We start from the raw sequence: 21,639 nt of genomic DNA, 5'->3' as shown, positions 1-21,639 counted from the left end.
TGCCACATCACCAGGTCCACGGGTTGTTCGAGCACGTCTTCGGGGGCAATGTCGGGCGAGGTACTGGCCAGCTCCAGCTTGCAGTAGCAGAGACTGGAAAGGTGCTCGGTCAGCTCGAAACGGGCGACCACGAACAGGTCTTTGGGGAGTTGGCCAAGGGTGGCCGTGAACTGCAGTCCGGTTGCCTGGGGCATGTCTTCGATCCCTGAAGATGTCTGGAATTTGACTCAATCTACAAACAGCTCGTCCTGAGCTCCGGTGATTATAACGATCAGCCTGGATAATGTAACCCCGCATTCTCAAAGCCGGGATGTTGACCTCAAAACGAATCTGCTGCACTCTAATCTGGTTTCATTATGCAACCGGAGATGTTTTGTGAGTAACCATACCAATCGAGCGGTGATTCTCAAGCAACGCCCCCAAGGCGAAATTCAGGATGGAGACCTTGCCCTTGAGGAACGGCCAGTCCGGGAACTGAAGGAAGGCGAGGTCCTGGCCAAAGTGCTATGGCTGTCTCTGGACCCTTACATGCGCCCCCGCATGAACGACGCCAAGGGTTACATGGACCCAATTGGCCTTGACGAGGTCATTGTTGGCGAGAGCGTCGCGCGGATTGTCGAGTCCCGGTCAGACGACCTCAAAGTGGGTGACCTGGTGACCTGTTACTCGGGCTGGCAGGAGTATGTGGTGTTCCCTGCCAATGCGGAAATGGTCTATAAGATTGACCCGAAGGACAATGTGCCCCTGCAGGCCTACCTTGGTGTTGCCGGAATGCCCGGGCGCACCGGTTATTGCGGCCTGATGTACGTGGGCAAGCCGACATCCGGTGAGACCGTTGTGGTGTCCGCCGCGTCCGGCCCGGTAGGCACGGTGGTTGGGCAAACCGCCAAAAAAGAAGGTTGCCGTACCGTCGGTGTGGCCGGAGGCCCAGAGAAGTGTCGGTATGTGGTGGAAGAGTTGGGCTTTGATGCCTGCGTGGATTATAAAGCCGGCAATCTCGAAGCCGATCTGAAGGCCGCCTGCCCCGACGGCATCGACATTTACTTCGAGAACGTGGGCGGCGCCGTGACCCGTGCGGTGGCGCCGTTGCTCAACCCTGGCGCTCGGGTACCTATCTGCGGCTTCGTGTCTGCTTACAACGCCGAAGACATGGGCTCAGTGGAAACACCTTTCCACGTTCTCAAGGCGCTGGACCCGGTGCCGGAGCACCGCTTCTTCCTGGTCACAGAGTGGCAGGATAAACATCAGGAAATCACCAATATCCTGGCGGACCGTGTGGCTTCTGGCGAACTCAAATACCGCGAGACCATCGCGGAAGGCCTGGAAAACGCACCGGAAGCCTTCAAGGGCATGCTGAAAGGGAAAAACTTCGGCAAGCAGTTGGTACACATCTCAGATTGATGCGGAAAACCTCCAGGGAAGGAGGTTTACCCGGCAACCTGCAACAAGACTTTCCCGATGTTTCGATTCTCCGCCACATAGGCCATGGCTTCCCCCGCCTTTTCGATAGGCCAGGCACTATCAATCACCGGATCAATCTGCCGGGCACTGAGCAGTGGCCAGACATGCTTGTACAGGGCACTCATGACATCCCCCTTGTCCGCCACGGGCCGGGACCGAAGGGTTGAGCCGATCAGACGATGGCGTTTCATCAACATCAACCCCAGATCCACTTCCGCCATACGACCGCCCATCAGGCCAATGAGTATGATTCGGCCATCCATATTCAATACTTTCTGGTCTTCGGCGATGTAGTTGCCGCCAACGGGGTCCAGCACCATGTCCACCCCGCCCCAGGATTTGATGGCATCGACGAACGAGCCGTCCTTGCGATTCCAGACACCGCTGGCGCCCAGCTTTCTGCAGATCTCGAGTTTGTCGTTGTCACCGGCCGTGGCAAACACCGGATTACCGAGAGCCGTTGCCAATTGAATCACGGCCGTACCAAGGCCACTGGCCGCCGCGTGAACCAGCACTTTCTCACCGGGCTTGAGGGCAGCTTCGTGATAGAGATTCAGCCAGGCGGTCGCGAACACTTCCGGAATGGCCGCTGCCTCTTTCAGGCTGTAACCCTTCGGAATGGGCAACACCTGAACCGCAGGCACTACCACATGAGTGGCGTAACCACCGCCGGTGAGCAGAGCGCAGACTTCATCACCGGGCTTGAGATGATCAACGCCCTCTCCCACCTTGGATACAGTCCCGCTGACTTCAAGGCCCAGAATGTCCGACGCGCCAGGCGGTGGCGGATACACACCGGCCTTCTGCATCAGATCCGCACGGTTGATGGCGGTCCACGCAATATCAATAGCCACATGATTTTCGGGCACCTCCGAAGGCTCTTCGTAGGCCTCCCAACTCAATGTGTCGCCATTGATCTCGATGGCTCTCATCATCTGCGCTTACTCCATGTTTTGAATCAGACTCAGCATACCGCCAGCTGGCCCAGAGTTGCACTGATCACTTTGTAATATTTCTTTTGCAGTGCGCTGAGTCGCCAGTCTTGCGGCGAATAAGGATCCGGAGGCTGACTCAATACTCGGCTCAGCACACTGGCCGCAGCGTCCGCCTCCGCTGCCGGGTTATCTACATGACTGGCATAACGCTGCGCCGCCGGCACATACTCCGGATAGGCCAGTCGGTCCGGCGTCAACGCTAAGCAGCCTGATGCCATAGCTTCCAGAACCGACAATCCCTGAAAATCATGGAGGGCCGTGGAAACCACAACATCGGCTTCCGCCAGCAGGTGATCGTATTCTCCCCGACTCTGGAGGTATCCCCAATTCACAATACGCTCCCGGTGCCGCTCCCTGATTCCGCCAAATGCTGCGGGCTCCTTGCGGAACTGTTCGCCGACCACACTCAGTTGAAAATCCTGCCCAGCGCCAACCAGCGAATCCAGCAGAAGAGCGAGTCGATCTGGCGCCTTGTCGTATTCCCATCGATGATTCCACAAGAGATGGGGGCACTCTGCGTTGAGAGGTTTTTGGCTTTCAGCAAACAAGCGGTCTTCAATCGGTACCGGGACAATCTGGGCTTTTTCACGGATACCATCAATCAGACCACTGGGCAGTCCGTCAGGCATCTTTTCAAGAAACTGACGGGCACCGTCCAGGAAACTGTCCCGGTTCCAGGCACTGTTAAACAGAAGCCTATCAGCGGCAACTGCGCTGTAGAGATTTACAATTTGAGGTTCTGCACTGGAATGCTGTCGGCCAGAGTCCGGATACGCAAACTGGTTCTCATGCATATACAAAATGGTGGGCGTATGAGCCAGATGAGGATGGAAGCCTTTCACGGACGCGAGATCCACCATTGAAGTAACAATTAGAAGATCATAGCGTGCTTTCAGCGCAGGCTCCTGAAGCCAGGTCAGCGCGTTGCCGCGAATTCGCCAGCGGAAGAACCGGGGCGGGAGCGCCAGCACCTCCCAATCGAAATCGGGCTGGCTGGACACCAGTTGTTCACGCCAGCGCTGGTGGCTACCGGCGTCGTAGGCGGACAATAATAGAATGCGGGGCTGGGCTGTCGATGGCATCCGCGCATTCTGCCATCATTCCCGGTTCGACAACCACACACTTTGATAGGGCTTGAGGGTCAGGCTGCCAGACAGGTCGTCAATCTGCAGGCCGGAGATCAGGTCCTGCCATTGATCGGTTCCTATCAGGTTAATGTCACCAAGAGACACCTGCTGGACCTCATCGGTGATGTTGTGAATGCAGAAGATCGACTGGTCACGTCGCATGCTCTGGCGCCAAAAACCAAACAACTGTAGCCCCAGGTGCAACGTGAACTGGGTGGCATTGGGATGGAAAGCTGGCTGCTTGCGGCGAATAGCAATAAGGCGTTTGAGCTCGGTGAACACTTTGTGGTGATGGCTAAGCGGGTCCGTCAGGTCGGCTTCCAGCTTGTCCAGATTCCACTGCCCACGGTTGATGGAACGCAAGCGGCCGGTGTTCTCAACCCGATCATGATCGTTCTCAGTGCCCAGCAGGCTGTGGATATAGAACGCGGGAATCCCTTCCAGGGCCAGCATAACGGTATGAGCGCAGATAAAGCGGTGCAACTGCCAATGGTCAGCGCCTCTCTCTGCTGTTCCCTTTAAGGCGTCAAACAACGCCACGTTCATTTCATAGGGCTGATCCTTGCCATCTGGCGTGCGTCGATAAGAGACTTTACCGCCGAAGGATTCCATGGTGTTGATCAGCCGTAGCTTCTCTTCTTCCGTCAACAGGCCGTCTGTTGGGCGCAGGCCAACACCGTCATGGGAGGCAATGAAGTTAAGGTAGGTGGTGCCCATCTGCGCCGGCGGCATGCTCATCAACCAGGTTTTCAGATGGCGGCAGTTGCCAGTGACCAGAGTGTTGATCAGCAGCGGCGGCAGTGAAAAGTTATAGATCACGTGGGCTTCGTTGGCGTTGCCGAAGTAGGTCAGATTCTCACGGTTGGGAACGTTGGTTTCCGTAATGACAACGCTCTCGGGGGTGTGGTGTTCGGTCAACAGGCGCAGAATCTTGATCAGTTCGTGGGTTTGCTGCAGGTGGATGGACGGAGTACCAACCTCTTTCCATAGAAAAGCCACCGCGTCGAGCCGAAAAATGGTCACGCCTCGCTCCAGATAATAGCGGATGATGCCCACAAACTCGTTCAGCACCTGGGGGTTTGCAAAATTCAGGTCCACCTGGTCTTCACTGAAAGTGCACCAGACGTAACGCTCGCCATCCTCTGTCTGTACGGCGTTAAGCAGCGGGGATGTGCGAGGCCGGACCACGGCGCTCAGATCGTCCGACGGCCTGGCCTCGAAGAAGTAATCCTTACCCGGATCGGTCCGTTTCCGAAAGTTCTCGAACCACCGGCTGCGGGCGGACATGTGGTTGATCACCAGGTCCGCCATCAGTTTGTAGTGGCCGGCTATTCGCTCAATGTCTCCCCAATCGCCATGGGATTCATTGACCGCCAGATAGTCCATAACGGCAAAGCCGTCGTCCGAGCTGTAGGGGAAAAACGGCAGAATATGCACGGCGGATACAGTGTCTTTCAGGCAGTCGTCGAGAAACTGGTACAGGGTCTGAAGTGGCTTCTCACCCTTGCGCTGCACCGTGTCCGCGTAGGTGATCAGCATGACATCGGATTCGTCCCAGTTATTCTGGTGGGCCGGGGGCGCCGAGGTATCCGACGCTAGCCCCATGGTTTCGAGAAGCTGATCCGCGAGAAAGCCCGTATCAATTGCCGGGTAAACCACATCCAGCATCGTGGCGAGCTTGTGATGCAGGGTGTTGCTCATGCTACCGATACTCCTCGTTGTCCAGCTCCACGGCCTCGAGAAGCTGCTGCTTGATATCCGGAATGGCACTGGTGACGCGATTCCAGCTCGGAATAAACGGTGTGTCCATGGGGTTGTCCAGAAAGTAGGCCCCTGCCCGCATGACATTCTGGGCAAACAACTCCACCGCTTTCTCTTCTTTGTGCCGGTCAAAGCTCAGCCCGTTGATCACTGCATCACTCTGGTAGGTCTCGACAAAGTCCAGGGCAATCCGGAAATAGGCCGCCTTGATGGTGCGGAACTTTTCGTTGGAGAAAATTTCGCCATTGGTGGCCAGCTTGCGGAATAAGGCCTTACTGATGTCCGTGCTCATTTTGGACAGGCCGCGGCTGGCGTCCTCCGGTGATAACTCCTGATGCTTGTGATCGTAGGTGTCAGCGATGTCTACCTGGCAAAGGCGGTTGGTGGCATAGTTGCGCTTCATCTCCGAGAGCACACCCACTTCCAGCCCCCAGTCGCTGGGAATGCGCAGGTCGTTGATGACGTCAGTTCGGAATGAGAATTCCCCCGCCAGGGGATACCGATAGCTGTCGAGATAGTCCAGGAAATCGCTGGGGCCGCACACTTTCTTGAGCGCACGAATCAGTGGTGTGACCAGCAACCGGCTGACACGACCGTTCATTTTTCCATCCGCTACCCGGGCGTAGTAGCCTTTGCAGAACATATAATTAAAACCGGGATTGGCCACCGGGTAGATGAGCCTTGCCACCAGATCACGGGAATAGGTCAGGATATCGCAGTCGTGGAGGGCAACCGATTTGCTCTTGCCCGAGGCGAGCACGTAACCAAAACAATACCAGACGTTCCTCCCCTTACCCATCTCTGTGGGTGCCAGGTTCTGCTCGCGCAGTTGCAAATCCAGCGCTTTCAGTCGGGGCCCGTCGTTCCAGAGCACACGCACATGCTGGGGCAGTTCGGAGAAGTATTCCAGGGCGTGCCGATATTCCTGCTCGTTGGCGCGATCGAGGCCGATGACGATCTGCTCGAGGTACGGCACCTTGGCGAGTTCTTTCACAATGTTCTTGAGGGCCGGGCCTTCAAGCTCTGAGTACAGGGATGGCAGCACCAGCGACATAGGTCGCTCTTTGCGAAATCCCATGAGTTCATGTTCCAGCTCTTCCACCGGCCGGCGGCACAGGTTATGAAGGGTTGTGATGATGCCGTTCTGGTAAAAGTCGCCCATGGCGGCTCTCCTGTGGTTAGTACCCGGTTTCAGTAACCGTACTCAATCAGCAGATTCAGCACGCATTCGTTCCACCCTGCTGGGCCGGCCTTGATGGACCGTATCGCCCGACTCTGTGATGGCAGGGACACGCTCTCTGAATGAACGCCCCGCACGATAACCGCAATATCCGCTGCCTCCAGCATGTGTTGATCGTTGGGGCTGTCGCCCAATGCAATGGCAATCAACCGTTCCTGCACAAAGAGTTCCCTGTATTTGCCCAGCAAAAAACGGACCCCATCGGCTTTGTCGAAGGTACCCATGGCATGGAGAAAGCGCCCGCCTTGCACCAGGCGGCAGTTGTGTTCATCCAGTTTCTGGCGAAACCGGACCAGAGAATCCTCGTCGCCCTCCCATAGCAGTGGCTCTGTGCCGGCTCGGTCTTTCGCCAGCTCGGCCTCAGATTCAGAGAGTTTGGCGTGCCCGGCCAGCTCGGACGGGCTCATATCCGCAAAACTGCGAAACTGGAAACCCTCAGCCCGGCATTCCTTCAGCAGCGCCAACACCTCATCCCGGGATGCCCCAAAACTCTGCACTTGCTCGGGCCCCGGTCCAAAACAGTTCGCGGGGACAATAACGGCGGCGCCATTCTCAACAATGAAAGGCGCTGTGTTTCCCAGTTGCTCCCGCACGGCCCGTATCTCTCCGGCGGTTTTGCTGGAATTGAGAACCACCGGAATGTTCGACGCCGCCAGTTTCTTGAGCGCAGGCTTCGCCGGTGACCAGTCATAACTGTCATGGTCCAGAAGCGTGCCATCCAGATCAGAAAACAGGAGCAGTCGGGGTTTAGGCATGGCAATGTCCTCATTACTCATGAAACGTAATTCGTTTTCGGCCTTCTCTTTAAGCTCGCCCTGTTTTGGTGCGACCAGAGAGCGATCCTGTCACTTGTGCTCCTGCAGGGAGCGCCATGTCAATACGCTCGCCATCAAGGGCGCACGCACCATACAACCGTTCCGGGACTTGTCGAAGGCCGGGATGGCGGTTTCCCTGTTGGTTTGTGTTGAGTTTTGCAGTTTTTGTACCAATTGGAATATAGGCGGTGGTTATTTGGTTTGTGGGAAATTGAGGTTATCTGGGACACTGATGCTATGAGCAGCAATGATTTTAAAGTCGAACATCGTTATCTTGAGCTACCGGACAGTTTTTATACCCCGGTGCAGCCAACGCCGTTAAAGGACGCGCGGATGGTGTGTTTTAACCACGACCTGGCCAAGGAGATGGGTTTTCACGCAGAGAACCCCGAGGACTGGACCGGCATCGGTGCAGGGACGGAATTGCTGGAAGGGATGGACCCGGTAGCAATGAAGTACACGGGGCATCAGTTCGGAATGTACAACCCGGACCTGGGCGATGGCCGTGGGCTGCTGCTGTGGGAGACGGTAGGCCCAGGCGGACGACGCTGGGACTGGCACCTGAAGGGAGCGGGGATGACGCCCTATTCCCGGTTCGGGGACGGCAAGGCGGTGCTGCGCTCCACGATCCGCGAATACCTGTGCAGTGAGGCGATGGCAGCTCTGGGGATTCCGACCACGCGGGCGTTGTTCATGGTGAGTGCGAAAGACCCCGTGCGGCGTGAGTCCATTGAGACGGCGGCGACGTTGGTGCGGGTGGCCCAGACGCACATCCGGTTCGGGCATTTCGAGTTTGCAACGCATCATGAGGGCGAGCAGGCGCTGAGAACGCTGATTGAGCACGTGATTACCCTGCACTTCCCTCACCTGATCGGCCTGCCGGAAGATGAACGCTACCAGCGCTGGTATGTGGAGGTCGTCGAGCGCACGGCGCGAATGATTGCCGACTGGCAGGCCGTGGGGTTCTGCCATGGGGTGATGAACAGCGACAACATGTCGATTATCGGGGATACCTTTGACTACGGCCCCTACGCCTTCCTGGACGATTTTGACGCCGGTTACATCTGCAATCATACCGATCAGGGCGGACGTTACGCCTACAATCGCCAACCCAACAGCGGGTTCGTGAACTGTCAGTACCTGGCGAATGCCCTGCTTCCAGTGATGGACGAGGACGATATACGTCGTGGATTAAGGCGTTACGAGATTGCCTACAACGAACGCTTCCTGCAGAACATGCGGGACAAGCTGGGGCTGGCCCAGGAAGACGAATCCGACCTCAGCCTGATCATGGACACCTTCAGCATGCTGCACGAGCACCATGTGGACTACACACTGTTTTTCCGGGGGCTATCCAACCTCACATCGAAAGGCTCATCTCCGATCCGCGACCTGTTTGTAGACCGCGGTGTGGCGGATGAATGGCTCGAGCGGTATGAACAGCGTCTGCAATCCGAAACCCGCGCCCACGACGAGCGGGAATACCGGATGCGCAAAGTGAATCCGAAGTACATCCTGAGGAACTACCTGGCACAGCAGGTGATCCTGGAAGCTCAGAACGGCGACTACGAGCCGATGAAGGAGTTGCTGGAGGTGCTGAAAAAGCCGTTCGATGAACAGCCGGAATTCGAGCAATATTCGGCGCCTCCCCCGGACTGGGGGAAGCACCTGAGTATCAGCTGTTCTTCCTGAGTGCGAGTGAGGATCACACCGCCTTGGCGGTGATGATCTTCTCATGCCACTCAGCGGGGCCGGTCTGGTGAACAGAGGAGCCCTTCGAGTCCACCGCGACCGTAACGGGCATGTCTTCCACCTCAAACTCGTAGATAGCTTCCATACCCAGCTCTTCGAAGGCAACCACTTCTGCGTGCTTAATGGCTTTGGACACCAGGTAGGCGGAGCCGCCAACGGCCATCAGGTAGACAGCACCGAACTCGCGGATGGCATCAATGGCCACCTGGCCGCGCTCGGCCTTGCCGATCATGCCGGTAAGGCCGGTCTTCTCCAGCATGGTGCGGGTGAACTTGTCCATGCGGGTAGCGGTGGTGGGGCCTGCGGGACCAACCACTTCCTCGCGCACCGGGTCGACCGGGCCGACGTAATAAATAAAGCGGCCCTTCAGGTCCACCGGCAGCTCTTCACCACGCTCGATCATGTCCACCATCTTCTTATGGGCAGCATCGCGGCCAGTCAGCATCTTGCCCGAGAGCAGCACGGTTTCGCCCGGTTTCCAGTCTTTCACATCTTCCGGTGTGACCGTATCCAGGTTGACACGACGCACGCTGTCGCCCACTTCCCAAGTGATTTCCGGCCAGTCTTCCAGGCTCGGCGGAGTTTGCAATGAAGGGCCCGAGCCATCCAGAACGAAGTGTGCGTGACGGGTGGCCGCGCAGTTGGGAATGATCGCCACCGGCTTGTTGGCGGCATGGGTCGGGTAGTCTTTCACCTTCACATCCAGAACCGTGGTCAGGCCGCCGAGCCCCTGGGCACCAATACCCAGCTCATTCACCTTGTCGAACAGTTCCAGACGCAGCTCCTCGGAACGATTGGAGGCACCACGGGCCTGCAGGTCATGGATATCGATTGGGTCCAGCAGCGACTCCTTGGCCAATTCCATTGCTTTTTCGGCGGTGCCGCCAACACCAATACCCAACATACCCGGCGGGCACCAGCCCGCGCCCATCTGCGGCACCATTTTCAGCACCCAGTCCACCACCGAATCCGATGGGTTCAGCATGGCGAATTTCGACTTGGCCTCGGAACCACCGCCTTTCGCAGCCACATGCACATCCACGGTATTACCCGGCACAATCTTGTAGTGGATGATGGCAGGTGTGTTGTCCTTGGTGTTGGTGCGCTTGCCGTCCGGATCGGCCAGGATAGAGGCACGCAGCACATTGTCCGGGTGCATGTAAGCCCGGCGAACGCCCTCATTGATGATGTCGTCCAGCGCCATGTCGGCGTCCCATTGCACATCCATACCGACCGTCACAAACACGGTAACGATACCAGTGTCCTGGCACAGTGGCCGTTTGCCCTGAGCACACATGCGGGAGTTAATCAGAATCTGCGCCATGGCATCCTTGGCCGCCTGGGACTCTTCCTTCTTGTAGGCTTCGTGCACAGCCTGAATAAAGTCTTTCGGATGATAATAGGAGATGAACTGCAGCGCGTCCGCTACGCTCTCGATCAGGTCGTCCTGGCGGATTACGGTGGTCATAGGCGTCTCATCAGGTCTGGTTTGTCTAGTAGGGTTATAAACTTGTCTAGTAAAGGAAGCGCGAAGTTTACCAGAAAATCCAAAACCGAGGGACCAAACCCGGCGCGAAGGTTTTTAACGACAAACTTGCCTAAACGGGCACGAAAAAATGTAACATCGCGGGTATCTTCGACATAAAAACAGCAGGAGACACCGTGACCGACCTCGTCCTAACTGAAAAAAAGAACCATATCCTAACCGTCCGGATTAACCGCCTGGACCGTAAAAACGCCCTCACCCATGATATGTACACCGCCCTTGGTGATGCGATTGAACAGGCCCGCGACGACAGCGACATTCGCTGTATTCTGTACACAGGAAGCGATGAGTGTTTCACAGCCGGAAATGATCTGGGCGATTTTTCCGCAGGCTTGCCTGGCGAGTTTGAAGACACCCCTGTAGGACGGTTCCTGCTCTTATTGGCCAGCACCAACAAACCGATCGTAGCCTCAGTAAATGGCCCGGCTGTGGGTATTGGTACCACCATGCTGCTGCACTGCGACATGGTGTTTGCCGGCAACAACACCCGTTTCCAGATGCCCTTTGCCAATCTCGGCCTATGCCCGGAGGGCGGCTCCAGCCTGCTGTTGCCCTCCTGGCTCGGCCGGGTACGGGCTGCGGAATTATTGATGTTGGGCGGTGCATTTACAGCCGAAGATGCTCTGCGCATGGGCCTGATCAACCGGGTGTGCGAACCGTCACAAACTGAAACCACGGCCCTCGAAGCCTGTGCCCGGCTTGCAGACCAGCCCCCGGCAGCCATCCGCGCCACCCGTGAACTGCTGAATCGGGCCAATGGCGATGAACTGAAAGCCGCCATGCTGGCTGAGGGTAAACTCTTCGCAGAACGCCTGAAGTCACCGGAAAATGCCGAAGCCATCAAGGCCTTCACAGAAAAGCGGAAACCGGATTTTTCAAGCTTCAGCTAGGCCGGCTACCCCTGCCCCGGAAGACTCGACAAACGTCCTGGGGCCAACTATTTTTCAATGAAGCCGAACTCCGACCGTGCGGGTAGGCTCCCAATGATCAGAATCACACTTTAGAGCGATCAACTGTTGCTTTACTGCCGCTATAGTCAGAGTTACAGAAATCAGGCACAGAGCGCTGGCCAGAATTTCAGACAACAGTTAAGCAAACCAGGCCACTGACAACGGGTTTACCGGGCCAGGCCGGCCCCGTCAGCTGCCGAACATAACGACACAACAACAGGAAAAGGTTCCACCCATGTTCAAGAAAACTCTAATAAGTCTTGCCGTGGCTTCTTCCGTTGGACTGACAGGCTGCTTTGAAAGCGCTGGTTCAGGGTCCAGCAATGCTAATCCTGACTATAAAATCAGCAATCCGGACTTCACCGGGCGTACTTGGCCCCTGTTCAACCCGATTACTAGCGAAGTACCTGTACCTTCTGACCTCAACTTTGATCAGGAAGCAGCCGATGGCTCGTTCGGTATCGACGGTGACATGACCAACCCTGTCATCGGTGCACTAAACAACTTGAGTGGTGCCTCTACCGTTGCCCCGGCGGTCGTCCGGATGAATGGCGATATCGATATTGATTCGGTCGACTCGCGGGCTTTCATACCCAACCCAGCCTTCGATCCAAGCGCTGACCCACAGACTCAATTGCCGGTCATTCCAAACCCCAATCAAAACGTATTCCTGATTGAGCTTCAGTACGCAAGTGGCGAGCCCGTCCGTGCCCTGTCTGCTGGTGAGCCGCCAACGATACCTCTGGCAGTTACATTCCAATTAGCAGCTGGCCTGGATCCGCTTCAAACTGGTACTGACCTGCAGGGCAGAAATCGAGAACAGGCCATTGGGTTCCTGGTTGGGCTCGCCTCGTCACCTGCCTACGATCATGATGTTATCGAGCTTGGCGGTGATTCTGCTATTCGTGTTCGCCCGAACAAGCCTCTCAACCCCTTGAGCCGGTATGTTGTTGTTGTAACAGATGGCATAAACGATGTTAACGGCGACGCAATCGTTGGATCGCCCTCTTACCAGAACCTGGGCGATGTGGACGGCGCATTGGGCAACCCTGCCCTTGCGCCCGTCAAAACCCTGATTACGAGCTTTTGGGAAAACACCGGGGCAAACTATTTTGCCCTGAACAACAGCTCGCGAGCGGGCGCAGGCATGCCCGAGCTCGACAAGGATAATATCGCTCTTTCGTACAGTTTCACGACAAGTGAAGATAAGAAAGTACTTAGCCATATCGCCAATCCTGCTAACTGGATTAGCGATCAACTCGAAAGGCAGGTTAAGGTCGGTGCTGCCAGCATACGTGCCGCAGCAGCTACTGTCTTCAGCTCTCAGGTAAGCGGAGAGCCTTCTGGACTCGATCCCGAGCGTTTCGGTCTTCCTGAAACGGCAACAGATGCGCAAGTCCAGGCTGCGGTTGTTGCGGCGCTCGGCAAGGATCCCGAAAGTGAGGTCATCGAACCGTCGGACTTTCTACGCCCGGGTAACAATGATCCCAGCTCATTCGGATTTGGCGACACATCCTACTACGTTCAATTAACCACTGCCGGTTTCACTCCAAGCGAAGCTCTCGCCAACCCCAATTTTGCACCCTGTGACGACCTTGCTGGCAAAGCCAAGTTCGATTGCGTCGGCGCAACTGCAGAAGTTGGTTTTGGTATGGCCGGAATTGAGTTCCCCACGCCTGCTGCCCAAAATCTGGACATAGTATCAACTAATGATGCTCTTTCAGTTTCCGCCGTTCTGTCTTCCCTTGACTTTGGTCCAAACGAAGTTGACGTACACCAGGGATTCATCGAGCTCCCACAATTCATTAGTGTTCCGGACGAGAACCAAACTGGCGCGACTTCTTCTATTCGGACTCAAAGCTGGCGTCCAGATTCGGATCTGGCAGCAATACTTGGTGACCAACTTGGTGCGACGATCCCCCAAGAGGACTCCGACGTAAGCGCTGTACTCAACTACAACTTCCCCTTCCCGAAACTGGAAGGCGAAGTCGACGTTCCGATGCTGGTGATCACCCCGGCTGGGCTAGATCCACGAGACGAGGGAGCTGAACTGATACCGGTTATCTTCCAGCATGGCATCACCACCGATAGAAGTGCTGCCCTGGCATTTGGCAGTCAGTTAGTCGCCGCAGCTAGGTCTCTCGATCCAGCTGTGAACCTTGCGGTCTTTGCTATTGATCAACCTCTCCACGGGGTAGCGCCGTTTACACTTGAGGACCAGGAAAACCTGGCGTTGACACTATTGGTTGGAGGCGAGCTACTACCTGAGCCAGAAGAAGACGCAGACGGCGAGCCAATCATAACTCCTCAAGCCCAAGGAACCATAGATGCGGTCGTTGCGGGTCAGTTCCCTGCTCTGACGGTCCAATCAATAGCCTTTGACACATCAGGGGACACACCGACAGTTCAGTGTGAACCAGCACTTTATGACGGCATAGCGCCTGGTTTCGACGATGTCGGCCGTAGTTTTCAAGAAGCGGTTGCCAATGTGCTTCCAGTCCCTGGCAATGAAACTCCACAGTGCGGTGCCACAGCGGCTCAAAACCTTGGATCAGCGTTTTCACTGGACAACACTGTTGCCAATGCCGGCAGCACCATTCCCGGCCTAGCACCCGCAAGCACAGCAACTGGCGTGATTGATGGTGTCAATGAGCGCCACTACGGCTTTACTGCAGGCGCAGACGGCAACCCGATTGCAATGAACTTTGAAGAGGGTGTAGGTAGTTCAGGCTCCCTGTTCATTAACCTGACCAACTTCATGAACAACCGTGACGTCCTGCGCCAAGGCGCCGTTGACCTCATGAATTTGACGGCAACTGTGAACAGCCTAGCGGGCATCACCGACACCGGCGTTACCTTCATTGGGCACTCGCTAGGTACCCTCAACGGTGGAGCATTCGTTGGTGCGGCTACTGCCAGCGGGAATACCGAGTTGTTCGTCTCAGGTACACACTTGCTAACACCAGTCGCTGGTATCACCCGTCTGCTTGAAAACTCTCCCAGCTTCGCCCCGACAATTCTCGGTGGATTGCAGGTAGCCGCTGGCCTAACACAGGGCGACGCGGACCTGGAGACCTTCCTGAATGTAAACCAGGCAAGCCTGGATTCGGTTGATCCCATCAATTTTGCCAATGAGCTGGCAGTTTCAAACACGGTTCTGGCACAGGTAGAGGGTGATCGTACTACACCAAATGCTGCGGATACCCGCTATGGTGATGACAAGGGCCCGTTGAACATTACGTTCCCGAACGGTCTTACCATCAGGTCACCGGAAGCACCGCTGTCAGGCTCTGAGGCTCTGGCTGCCGTAATGGGGGCTATTCCCACAGTTCTTCCGCTGGATACACCGATGATCACTCGCTATGAAGAAGGCGTGCATGGCACTCCGGTGTTGCCGAAGGAAGAAGAGGCTGACGCCGGCGACGTGCTTAAAGACCGCACGATAGCCACAGGCGGAGAGATTATTGTGTCTGCTGACAACGCAGAAGTAACCTTTGGAACCATGGTTCAGCAAACACTATTCCTAATTCAGTCCACACTGCCGTAACTTAACTAAGCATTATCGCAAGTGAAAAGCCGCCATCTTTGATGGCGGCTTTTTTGTTCCCGGCAATTTCGATCCGATGGCAGTAACAAATTACCCTTGGCCATTCCGTTACCTCCCCGGGTAGAACGAAGCATCGGAAGAGAAGCGTTCATATAGTCCCTCCCAAAAGAGCATAGAACGCCCCAGCCTTCCCAACCCTTTACCTGCATTTGCATCCCTGGTTGTCTGGCCAGGTTTCATGCCTCCGCCCAGGCCAACTGAACATTTGATATGTGCGAACAACTCTGTTCGCTATTTGTAGATGATAAGCTAGCGCTTTTCCGGCACTATTCGCACAAAGTTCAAATCCATTAAAAAAACCCCGCGCCGAAGCGCCGGGGTTAGTGTTCGCAATCGATAGATTGCGTTAGGTAGTCCTCAGATTATCAATTGCTGATGTTCATGACGCCACCACTCAGAAGGTTCTGTTCAATTTCTTCATCCGTAAAGAAAAGCTTTCTCGCGTCTTTCTGCGAATAGCGCATGCTCTGGTCCACGAAGAAGTCTGAACCGGCATCTGAAGACTGGGAGTAACTGGTCAGGCCATAAGCCTGCGGGCCTTCATCCGTAAATTCCAGCCCGAAGTGCCAGCTTGTTCCACGGGCCATTAACCAGCCTTCGCCGTCGTTAGCGGACAGCCCCCCCGCAAAACGGAACTCTGTCTCCTCGGGCTGTTTAACACCTTCGTAATCTGGCGTGTTCACTCGTGGTATACGCGTATCTTCAGCGAAAGAGTTATCTACAACACCAATAGCGTTGAATGCACCTTCCACGTTTCCGTCACCGCCGTGCCAGGGAATTCTGGAAGCCAGTACTTCAGCACTTGCAGGATCACCGCCTGGAGGAACCCCGCCACTGGGCTGATAATACTGAACTTCACCCAACTGACTATCCGGAGCAATACCAGCATTATCCAGTAGCACCATGGCCGCAGCGAGGGACTGGAGCATTGCGTCATCTGCGGTACCACGACCATTCGTTGATGGGGCTCCCGGAGTGTTGACCGGGTCTGCGGGGTCGAACTCCGTGTCCAAGTCGTCAGGAAAGCTGCGGTTATAGATGTCGATAAAGGCTCTGAACAGGTGGGCACCTGTGCTGGTTAGATCGTAAGTCCCGTTCCAACCATTCAACGTATCACATCCTATAGTCACATCCTGGGTGCCAGGTGATGTTACCTCAGGATCTGACGGCAGCAGGCCTTGGGGAACATTAACCGGGTCGGCTATCAGGGCGCAGCGCTCCCGCAACTCCGGCAAGAACTGTTCGGCGTACCAGGCCCGGTTGTTCCAGATGGTGTCGATCAAATCGCGCGCGCTGAATTTGCCATCCTGTCCACCGGGCGGTTTAGTGGTTGAATCCAGACCCGGGGCTGTCGGGTTCTGCAGCATCTTGATACCAAGTCTTGTGCGAGGGTTGATCGGTGCATTCTCAGCGCCGTATAAGGGCGAGAACCCTGTAAGGAACTCATTCGGGTTAGTGGCCCAGTGACTACTATTTGAGTTCTGCACCCAGTCTGTGCGCTGCAACTGCGGCTTATCCTCAAAGGGCACCAGTCCCGCGCACTTTCCCTCAACCCAGTCATCACGTGATTTCGAGCCGTCAAGAAGGGTAACGTTATTGTTAAACAACTGGTTGAACGCCGGACTCGCTGTGCGCTTGAAATCCAAAACAGCCAGAGAGGCGTCCGACAAATTAGGTACGGAACTACTATCAATATAGTATGCGTTGCCCTGATCATCCGTGTAAGTAGTATTGGTCCATAAGGTGGTACCGCACTCACGAAACACGTCTTTGAATTCCTCAAGGTTGGTTGCCCGACTCATGCCCAGCCAGGTATCCAGTAAGCCAGACGTATTGGCATTGGCATCGCGATAGGTGTAAGCAGCCGGCTCGCCGTTGACCAAACCGGTGCCACCCCATTCCGGGAAGGCGTCGTTGGCCTCGTTTGCGGCAAGCATCGGGCCGTACTCGGAAAACCAGAAAGTCCTTTCAAGGACAACAGGCTCGGGGCCACCCATGTTCACTTCGATCTGAAAGGTTTTAGAGGTGATGTTTTTTTCGACGCCGTCTTTGATATAAGTCAGCGGATCCCCGGGTTTCAGTTGCAACTCATACCAGGTGAAACGACGGCTGGTGGTCACTGTGTGGGACCAAGCTAGATTCTCATTGAAGTTAATCAGCGGGATAGCCGTGCCCAGAAGACCAGCGCCATTGACGTTCAGGTAACCTGGAACAGTCAGCTGGACCTGATAGAGGCGCCTGTGGCCGGTGTAGGGGAAATGAGGATTTGCGAGTAACGCACCTTTTCCATTTTCGGTCAGCTCAGAGCCAATACCCCAAGCGTTGCTCGCCAGGCCCATGTCTGCAAAGTTGTCGATCTCGCGAGCGTTCTGGCGAGCAGCCTCGGCCACTTGTAGGGTGTTGCCAGTGGCACCACCGGTGCTTGTCACAGGTTGGGCCAAAACCGGGTCGTCTAACTCTCCAGGAGGTACCGCGGCAAAGGCTAACCCAGTCGCAAACTGCGCACCGCTGGCAAACTGCCCCACAATGCGATAATGCGCCAGCAGATCAGTTGGTTCAATTTCTTTCACCCATGGCTGATCACGGCATTCAACCGGCAACATCCCGGGATCCGTTTCACTGACATACCGGTTATACCCGGCCGTGAAACCCTCAACCATGGCGCGGCTTTCTTCGCTCAATTGTGGAAACTCGGCTTTCGCACCGCTGAGTATATCCTGGGCCTTGTAGCTGAAATCGTTGATAATATTGATACTGTCATTGCCTGGGCCAAAATACCTCGCCCTTTCACTTCTTGCCTTGACGAAGGCCTCAGCCAACAAACACACGTTATCCTGAGCCTGCGCGTAGCCATGGCCAAACGCCGCCGACGCCAGATTATCCGCCTTAACATGCGGAATCCCGTTAGTCGTCCTCCTTATGGTTGCCTCAAACGTACCGTCCGCCGGGAAAAGCTGTTCGTTTACCGAGCTATCGGAGCCGGAAGAAGAACTGCTTCCGTCGAAACATCCTGTAATCAGAAAGCTACTGGCCAGCGCTACCCCGGCCGCTTTCAACGCGCCTTTGTCAGCGCTTCTGAAAGGTTTGCGAAGCGATTTCATAGTAATTCGTCCATTGTGATTGTTATGAGTAAGCCAAAGATGACTCACTCTCACAAATTAGCAGACAACCCGCTCTTTAGCTAAGGACTGACGGACGATTCATTTTTTATTGATCCCTCAAAAATCGCCGTTGTCGGCCCCCAATGCTCGACCGATATAACGGCTCTCACAAGGCGTTGCGCTGAATTTAATCGGGTGGCCAATCTGCTTTTGGGTACCCCCATCCCCTTTCGCGACCTCAACAACCATGCCGCGCACTTTCATTTGCGGGTGCTCCGCTGCCTCTGAGATGGTCAGCACCGGCTCCACGCACGCATCAACATCCACAAAGACGTCTTGCCATTCCGCCAGTGTTTTCCGCGCAATGGTGGCTTTCAACGCTTCTCGGATAGCCCGCTGATCCTCCGGGTTCTGGCTCAGAGCGAAGCTCTTCATGTCAGGAATGCCCAATGCATCGCATAGCCGACCGGAAAACTTCGGCTCAAGGCTGCCCACAGACAGCCACCGGCCGTCGCTGGTTTGGTAGTAATCATAAAAGGTGCCGCCGTTGAGCATGGAGCCTTCCGGCTTCTGTTCCTGCCCGCCAGCCAAGGCTGCTGCACCGGCCATCGTATTGAGGGCAAAGGCGGCGTCGGTCATGCTGATATCGATAAACTGCCCCTCCCCCGTTTGCTGGCGGTGAACCACCGCCGCCAGGATGCCCATGACAGCATGGTGGGAGCCGCCTGCCACATCGGCTATCTGGATACCCATCGGTGGCGGTCCCGTTTCGCGACGGCCACAATGGCTGGCCACGCCGGCGAGAGACAGGTAGTTGATATCGTGCCCTGCCCGATCCTTGTAGGGGCCAGTCTGGCCGTAGCCGGTAATCGCACAGTAAATAAGATTGGGGTTGATGGCTTTGAGGGTTTCATAACCAATCCCGAGCCGGTCCATAACGCCCGGTCGAAACTGTTCAACCACCACGTCGTACTCTGCCACCAACTGCTTGACGAGGGCGGCACTGCCCTCCTGCTTCAAATCCAGCCCAAGGGATCGCTTGCCTCGGTTCAGGAAGGTATGGGACGTGCTGACGCCATCTTCCAGCGGCGGCATCACACGGGTCAGGTCCAGACGGCCAGGGGCCTCCACCCGCAACACATCCGCTCCCATATCCGCCAGCAGCATGGTGGCATAGGGGCCAGGCAGCAGTGTACTGAAATCCAGAACTTTCAGGTTACTCAGTGGGCCGGGCATGCAAACCTCCTTCTCTATTTTTGGACAGCCCTGATGCTGCCCTGTTTTCCCTGCGGGGCCAACTGCCGGTTCCATCATTCCCATTGACCATTTCTTCCAGTCCGTCGCGAGGGTGATGGTTGCATTGTACCCAAGGGGTTTTATGATGGGCTTCGTTCAATAAGGATAAAGGATGATATGTCGGAACTCACCGTTTCCAGGCACTTCGTGGAAGCCGCATTGGTTGGGGCCGAAAGAGCGGGAATTGATGCCCATAGAATGCTGAGCGAAGCTGGAATATCACCGGACCTGCTGAGGATCGAGATGGCCCGGGTGAGCAGCACCCAATACAGCCGGCTGATGCAGGCTACCTGGAGTGCAATGGACGATGAGTTTATGGGGCTGGGCCCGCGCCGCTGCCGTACCGGCACGTTCGCCACCATGTGCGCGCTGGTTATCGACTGCCCCAATCTTGAGGCGGTCTATCGCCAGGCGTTTGATTTTTGTCGCCTGTTCGAGCCCATGGTCACCATGAAACTGGAAGTGGACGACAGGACTGCCCGGCTGGTAACGGTGATTGAAGGGGGTATCCACGACCCAATGCACTTTTTCCGGGAAAGCATACTGGTCATCTGGCATCGCTTGGGTAGTTGGTTGATCGGGCAACCGGTGGAGCTGCTTAAGGCGGAATTCAATTATCCCAGACCGTCCCATGGCGACGAATACCGGCATATCTTCCATTGCCCACTGTCGTTCGAAGCCAGTGAAACGGCCCTGACGTTCGACAAGCGTTTTCTGCAGGCACCCGTGATACGCGACAAGCCGGAGATGCGACAGTTTCTGAAAACCTCACCGGCCGACCTGCTGTCACGCCCGGACGAGAGCAACACCTACACAGGGCGCATTCGCGCGCTTATCGGCAGGGACTTCGCCCGTGCCCTACCCGACTTCGAATGGATAGCCACAGAGCTTCATACCAGCCCCCAGACCCTTCGCCGACGGCTGAAGCAGGAAAACACCTCATTTCAGGAGATCAAGGACCTGCTACGCCGGGACATGGCCATCTATTACCTGTCGCGGCCGGACCTGCCGATCAATGATATTGCGTTTCGGGTCGGATTCACCGAACCCTCAACGTTTCACCGCGCCTTCAAGAAGTGGACGGGGGTCACTCCCGGTGCTTACCGCGAAGGCGAGCGGGGTCAGCTTCAGGATTAACTGGGATTCTGCATGGTCCGGATCAGACGGCCAAAGGTGCGGGCAATTTCTTCGGCCCGTTCGCGATCAGGGCTGAGTTTCATCAACCGCGAGCCATCTCGGGGGTCGTAAATCCAGCAACTGGCCGTTGAACTTTCGCAGTTCCATTCAATCTGCGGATTGACGCCGAAAACGCCCATGGATTCAGTCGTTTTAACGACGCGACCACCGGACTCGCGACGGGATTCCTGAATACTGATAATGTCGTTCCGTCTGTCGATCCTGTAAGACACATCAGCAGGGCGGTCCAGCCTCACGATTCGCTGATCTTCGCGCCAACCGACAACGTCCAGGAGCGTGTTGGCGTGAATTACCAGCGCATCGGCGTTCGAATCCACCAGGTAGAGTTCCCGGAGTTTCCCCAACGATTGCTCGCTTGCCGGCTCGATAATGGCCACTGGGTCCGGATCACCAGCGCCGTTGTTCGTGCTATTCGCCCCTTCTTGCTGACGGGCTTTCTCAACATTGGTTATCAATTTAAGTGCGTCGGTGTAGTGCTCGCCTTCACTTCCCACCAGGCTGACGTACTTCTCCAATGCAGCTTGCGCTTCGTTGTAATGGTCAGATTCCAGCATCACGCGGCCGCGAAAATAGAAATAATTCGCCGGTTTTCCCCCTTCCAATTGCTGGAGACGGTTCAGGTACTTCCCCGCCTCGCCCCAGCTCTCTGCGGAAACGGCCTCTTCAGTGGCAAGCATTAATCGACGGGTCTCATGTTCGGGCTCAAGGGCACTAACCTGCCCGGCCATCATTAGGAATGCCAACATAAAGCCACTGACTGAACGACGCCCAACTCGGGTTATCTTTACCAT

Annotated in this window: 15 protein-coding genes; 5 read left to right on the top strand and 10 right to left on the bottom strand. The window is 55.9% G+C overall.

The features are described from left to right. Positions 1–194, bottom strand: a 194-nt coding sequence (locus AC13D2_RS07865) for a hypothetical protein (protein ID WP_482938441.1), incomplete at its 3' end; no start/stop codon positions are given. Between the two features lie 181 nt (positions 195–375). Here AC13D2_RS07865 and AC13D2_RS07860 point away from each other — a divergent pair. Beyond that, entirely contained in the window at positions 376–1,401 is a 1,026-nt protein-coding gene (locus AC13D2_RS07860) for an NADP-dependent oxidoreductase (protein ID WP_300498870.1), read from the top strand. A 26-nt stretch (positions 1,402–1,427) separates the two neighbouring features. Here the strand turns inward: AC13D2_RS07860 and AC13D2_RS07855 are convergent, their stop codons facing one another. From AC13D2_RS07855 to AC13D2_RS07835, 5 genes are read right to left on the bottom strand one after another with little or no spacing between them, the layout of a single operon-like run. Continuing rightward, positions 1,428–2,396 carry an NAD(P)H-quinone oxidoreductase gene (locus AC13D2_RS07855; protein WP_292050349.1) on the bottom strand — a complete coding sequence of 323 codons (969 nt, stop codon included), beginning with the start codon at positions 2,394–2,396 and terminating at the stop codon, positions 1,428–1,430. 29 nt (positions 2,397–2,425) lie between these two features. Beyond that, positions 2,426–3,538, bottom strand: coding sequence for a tRNA-queuosine alpha-mannosyltransferase domain-containing protein (locus AC13D2_RS07850; protein ID WP_300498868.1), 1,113 nt, complete (start codon positions 3,536–3,538; stop codon positions 2,426–2,428). Between the two features lie 15 nt (positions 3,539–3,553). Then, positions 3,554–5,284: a sugar phosphorylase gene (locus AC13D2_RS07845; protein ID WP_482938440.1), complete on the bottom strand. Its 1,731-nt coding sequence runs from the start codon at positions 5,282–5,284 to the stop codon at positions 3,554–3,556. Position 5,285: 1 nt separating this feature from the next. Further along, positions 5,286–6,506 carry a glycosyltransferase family protein gene (locus AC13D2_RS07840; protein WP_292050345.1) on the bottom strand — a complete coding sequence of 407 codons (1,221 nt, stop codon included), beginning with the start codon at positions 6,504–6,506 and terminating at the stop codon, positions 5,286–5,288. Positions 6,507–6,535: 29 nt separating this feature from the next. After that, positions 6,536–7,339 carry an HAD-IIB family hydrolase gene (locus AC13D2_RS07835; protein WP_482938439.1) on the bottom strand — a complete coding sequence of 268 codons (804 nt, stop codon included), beginning with the start codon at positions 7,337–7,339 and terminating at the stop codon, positions 6,536–6,538. Between the two features lie 297 nt (positions 7,340–7,636). Between AC13D2_RS07835 and AC13D2_RS07830 the strand changes: the two genes are divergently transcribed. Beyond that, complete coding sequence (locus AC13D2_RS07830; protein WP_482938438.1) at positions 7,637–9,091, top strand: protein adenylyltransferase SelO; 1,455 nt, start codon at positions 7,637–7,639, stop codon at positions 9,089–9,091. A 13-nt stretch (positions 9,092–9,104) separates the two neighbouring features. Here AC13D2_RS07830 and AC13D2_RS07825 read toward each other — a convergent pair whose 3' ends face one another. Beyond that, positions 9,105–10,619 carry a fumarate hydratase gene (locus AC13D2_RS07825; RefSeq protein ID WP_007151822.1) on the bottom strand — a complete coding sequence of 505 codons (1,515 nt, stop codon included), beginning with the start codon at positions 10,617–10,619 and terminating at the stop codon, positions 9,105–9,107. 194 nt (positions 10,620–10,813) lie between these two features. Here AC13D2_RS07825 and AC13D2_RS07820 point away from each other — a divergent pair, with 194 nt between their 5' ends. Both AC13D2_RS07820 and AC13D2_RS07815 read left to right on the top strand, forming a co-directional pair. Next, positions 10,814–11,587: an enoyl-CoA hydratase gene (locus AC13D2_RS07820; protein WP_292050341.1), complete on the top strand. Its 774-nt coding sequence runs from the start codon at positions 10,814–10,816 to the stop codon at positions 11,585–11,587. Positions 11,588–11,882: 295 nt separating this feature from the next. Beyond that, positions 11,883–15,194 (top strand): hypothetical protein, encoded by a 3,312-nt coding sequence (locus AC13D2_RS07815; RefSeq protein WP_482938437.1) that lies wholly within the window; start codon positions 11,883–11,885, stop codon positions 15,192–15,194. 425 nt (positions 15,195–15,619) lie between these two features. Here the strand turns inward: AC13D2_RS07815 and AC13D2_RS07810 are convergent, their stop codons facing one another. Both AC13D2_RS07810 and AC13D2_RS07805 read right to left on the bottom strand, forming a co-directional pair. Next, positions 15,620–18,355 (bottom strand): penicillin acylase family protein, encoded by a 2,736-nt coding sequence (locus AC13D2_RS07810; RefSeq protein WP_482938436.1) that lies wholly within the window; start codon positions 18,353–18,355, stop codon positions 15,620–15,622. A 117-nt stretch (positions 18,356–18,472) separates the two neighbouring features. Further along, positions 18,473–19,591 (bottom strand): CaiB/BaiF CoA transferase family protein, encoded by a 1,119-nt coding sequence (locus AC13D2_RS07805; RefSeq protein ID WP_292048529.1) that lies wholly within the window; start codon positions 19,589–19,591, stop codon positions 18,473–18,475. A gap of 177 nt (positions 19,592–19,768) precedes the next feature. On the opposite strand from AC13D2_RS07805, the gene AC13D2_RS07800 reads away from it, so the two are divergent. Continuing rightward, complete coding sequence (locus AC13D2_RS07800) at positions 19,769–20,788, top strand: AraC family transcriptional regulator (RefSeq protein WP_300498854.1); 1,020 nt, start codon at positions 19,769–19,771, stop codon at positions 20,786–20,788. Here the strand turns inward: AC13D2_RS07800 and AC13D2_RS07795 are convergent. After that, a complete protein-coding gene (locus tag AC13D2_RS07795; RefSeq protein WP_482938435.1) occupies positions 20,785–21,639 on the bottom strand; it encodes a hypothetical protein in 855 nt (284 codons plus the stop codon). The two genes, AC13D2_RS07800 and AC13D2_RS07795, sit on opposite strands and share 4 nt — an antisense overlap.

It is taken from the genome of Marinobacter sp. B-12 (genome assembly GCF_056857915.1).
The sequence above is the reverse complement of the archived record's forward strand: the minus strand, read 5'-3'. Positions and strand labels throughout refer to the sequence as shown.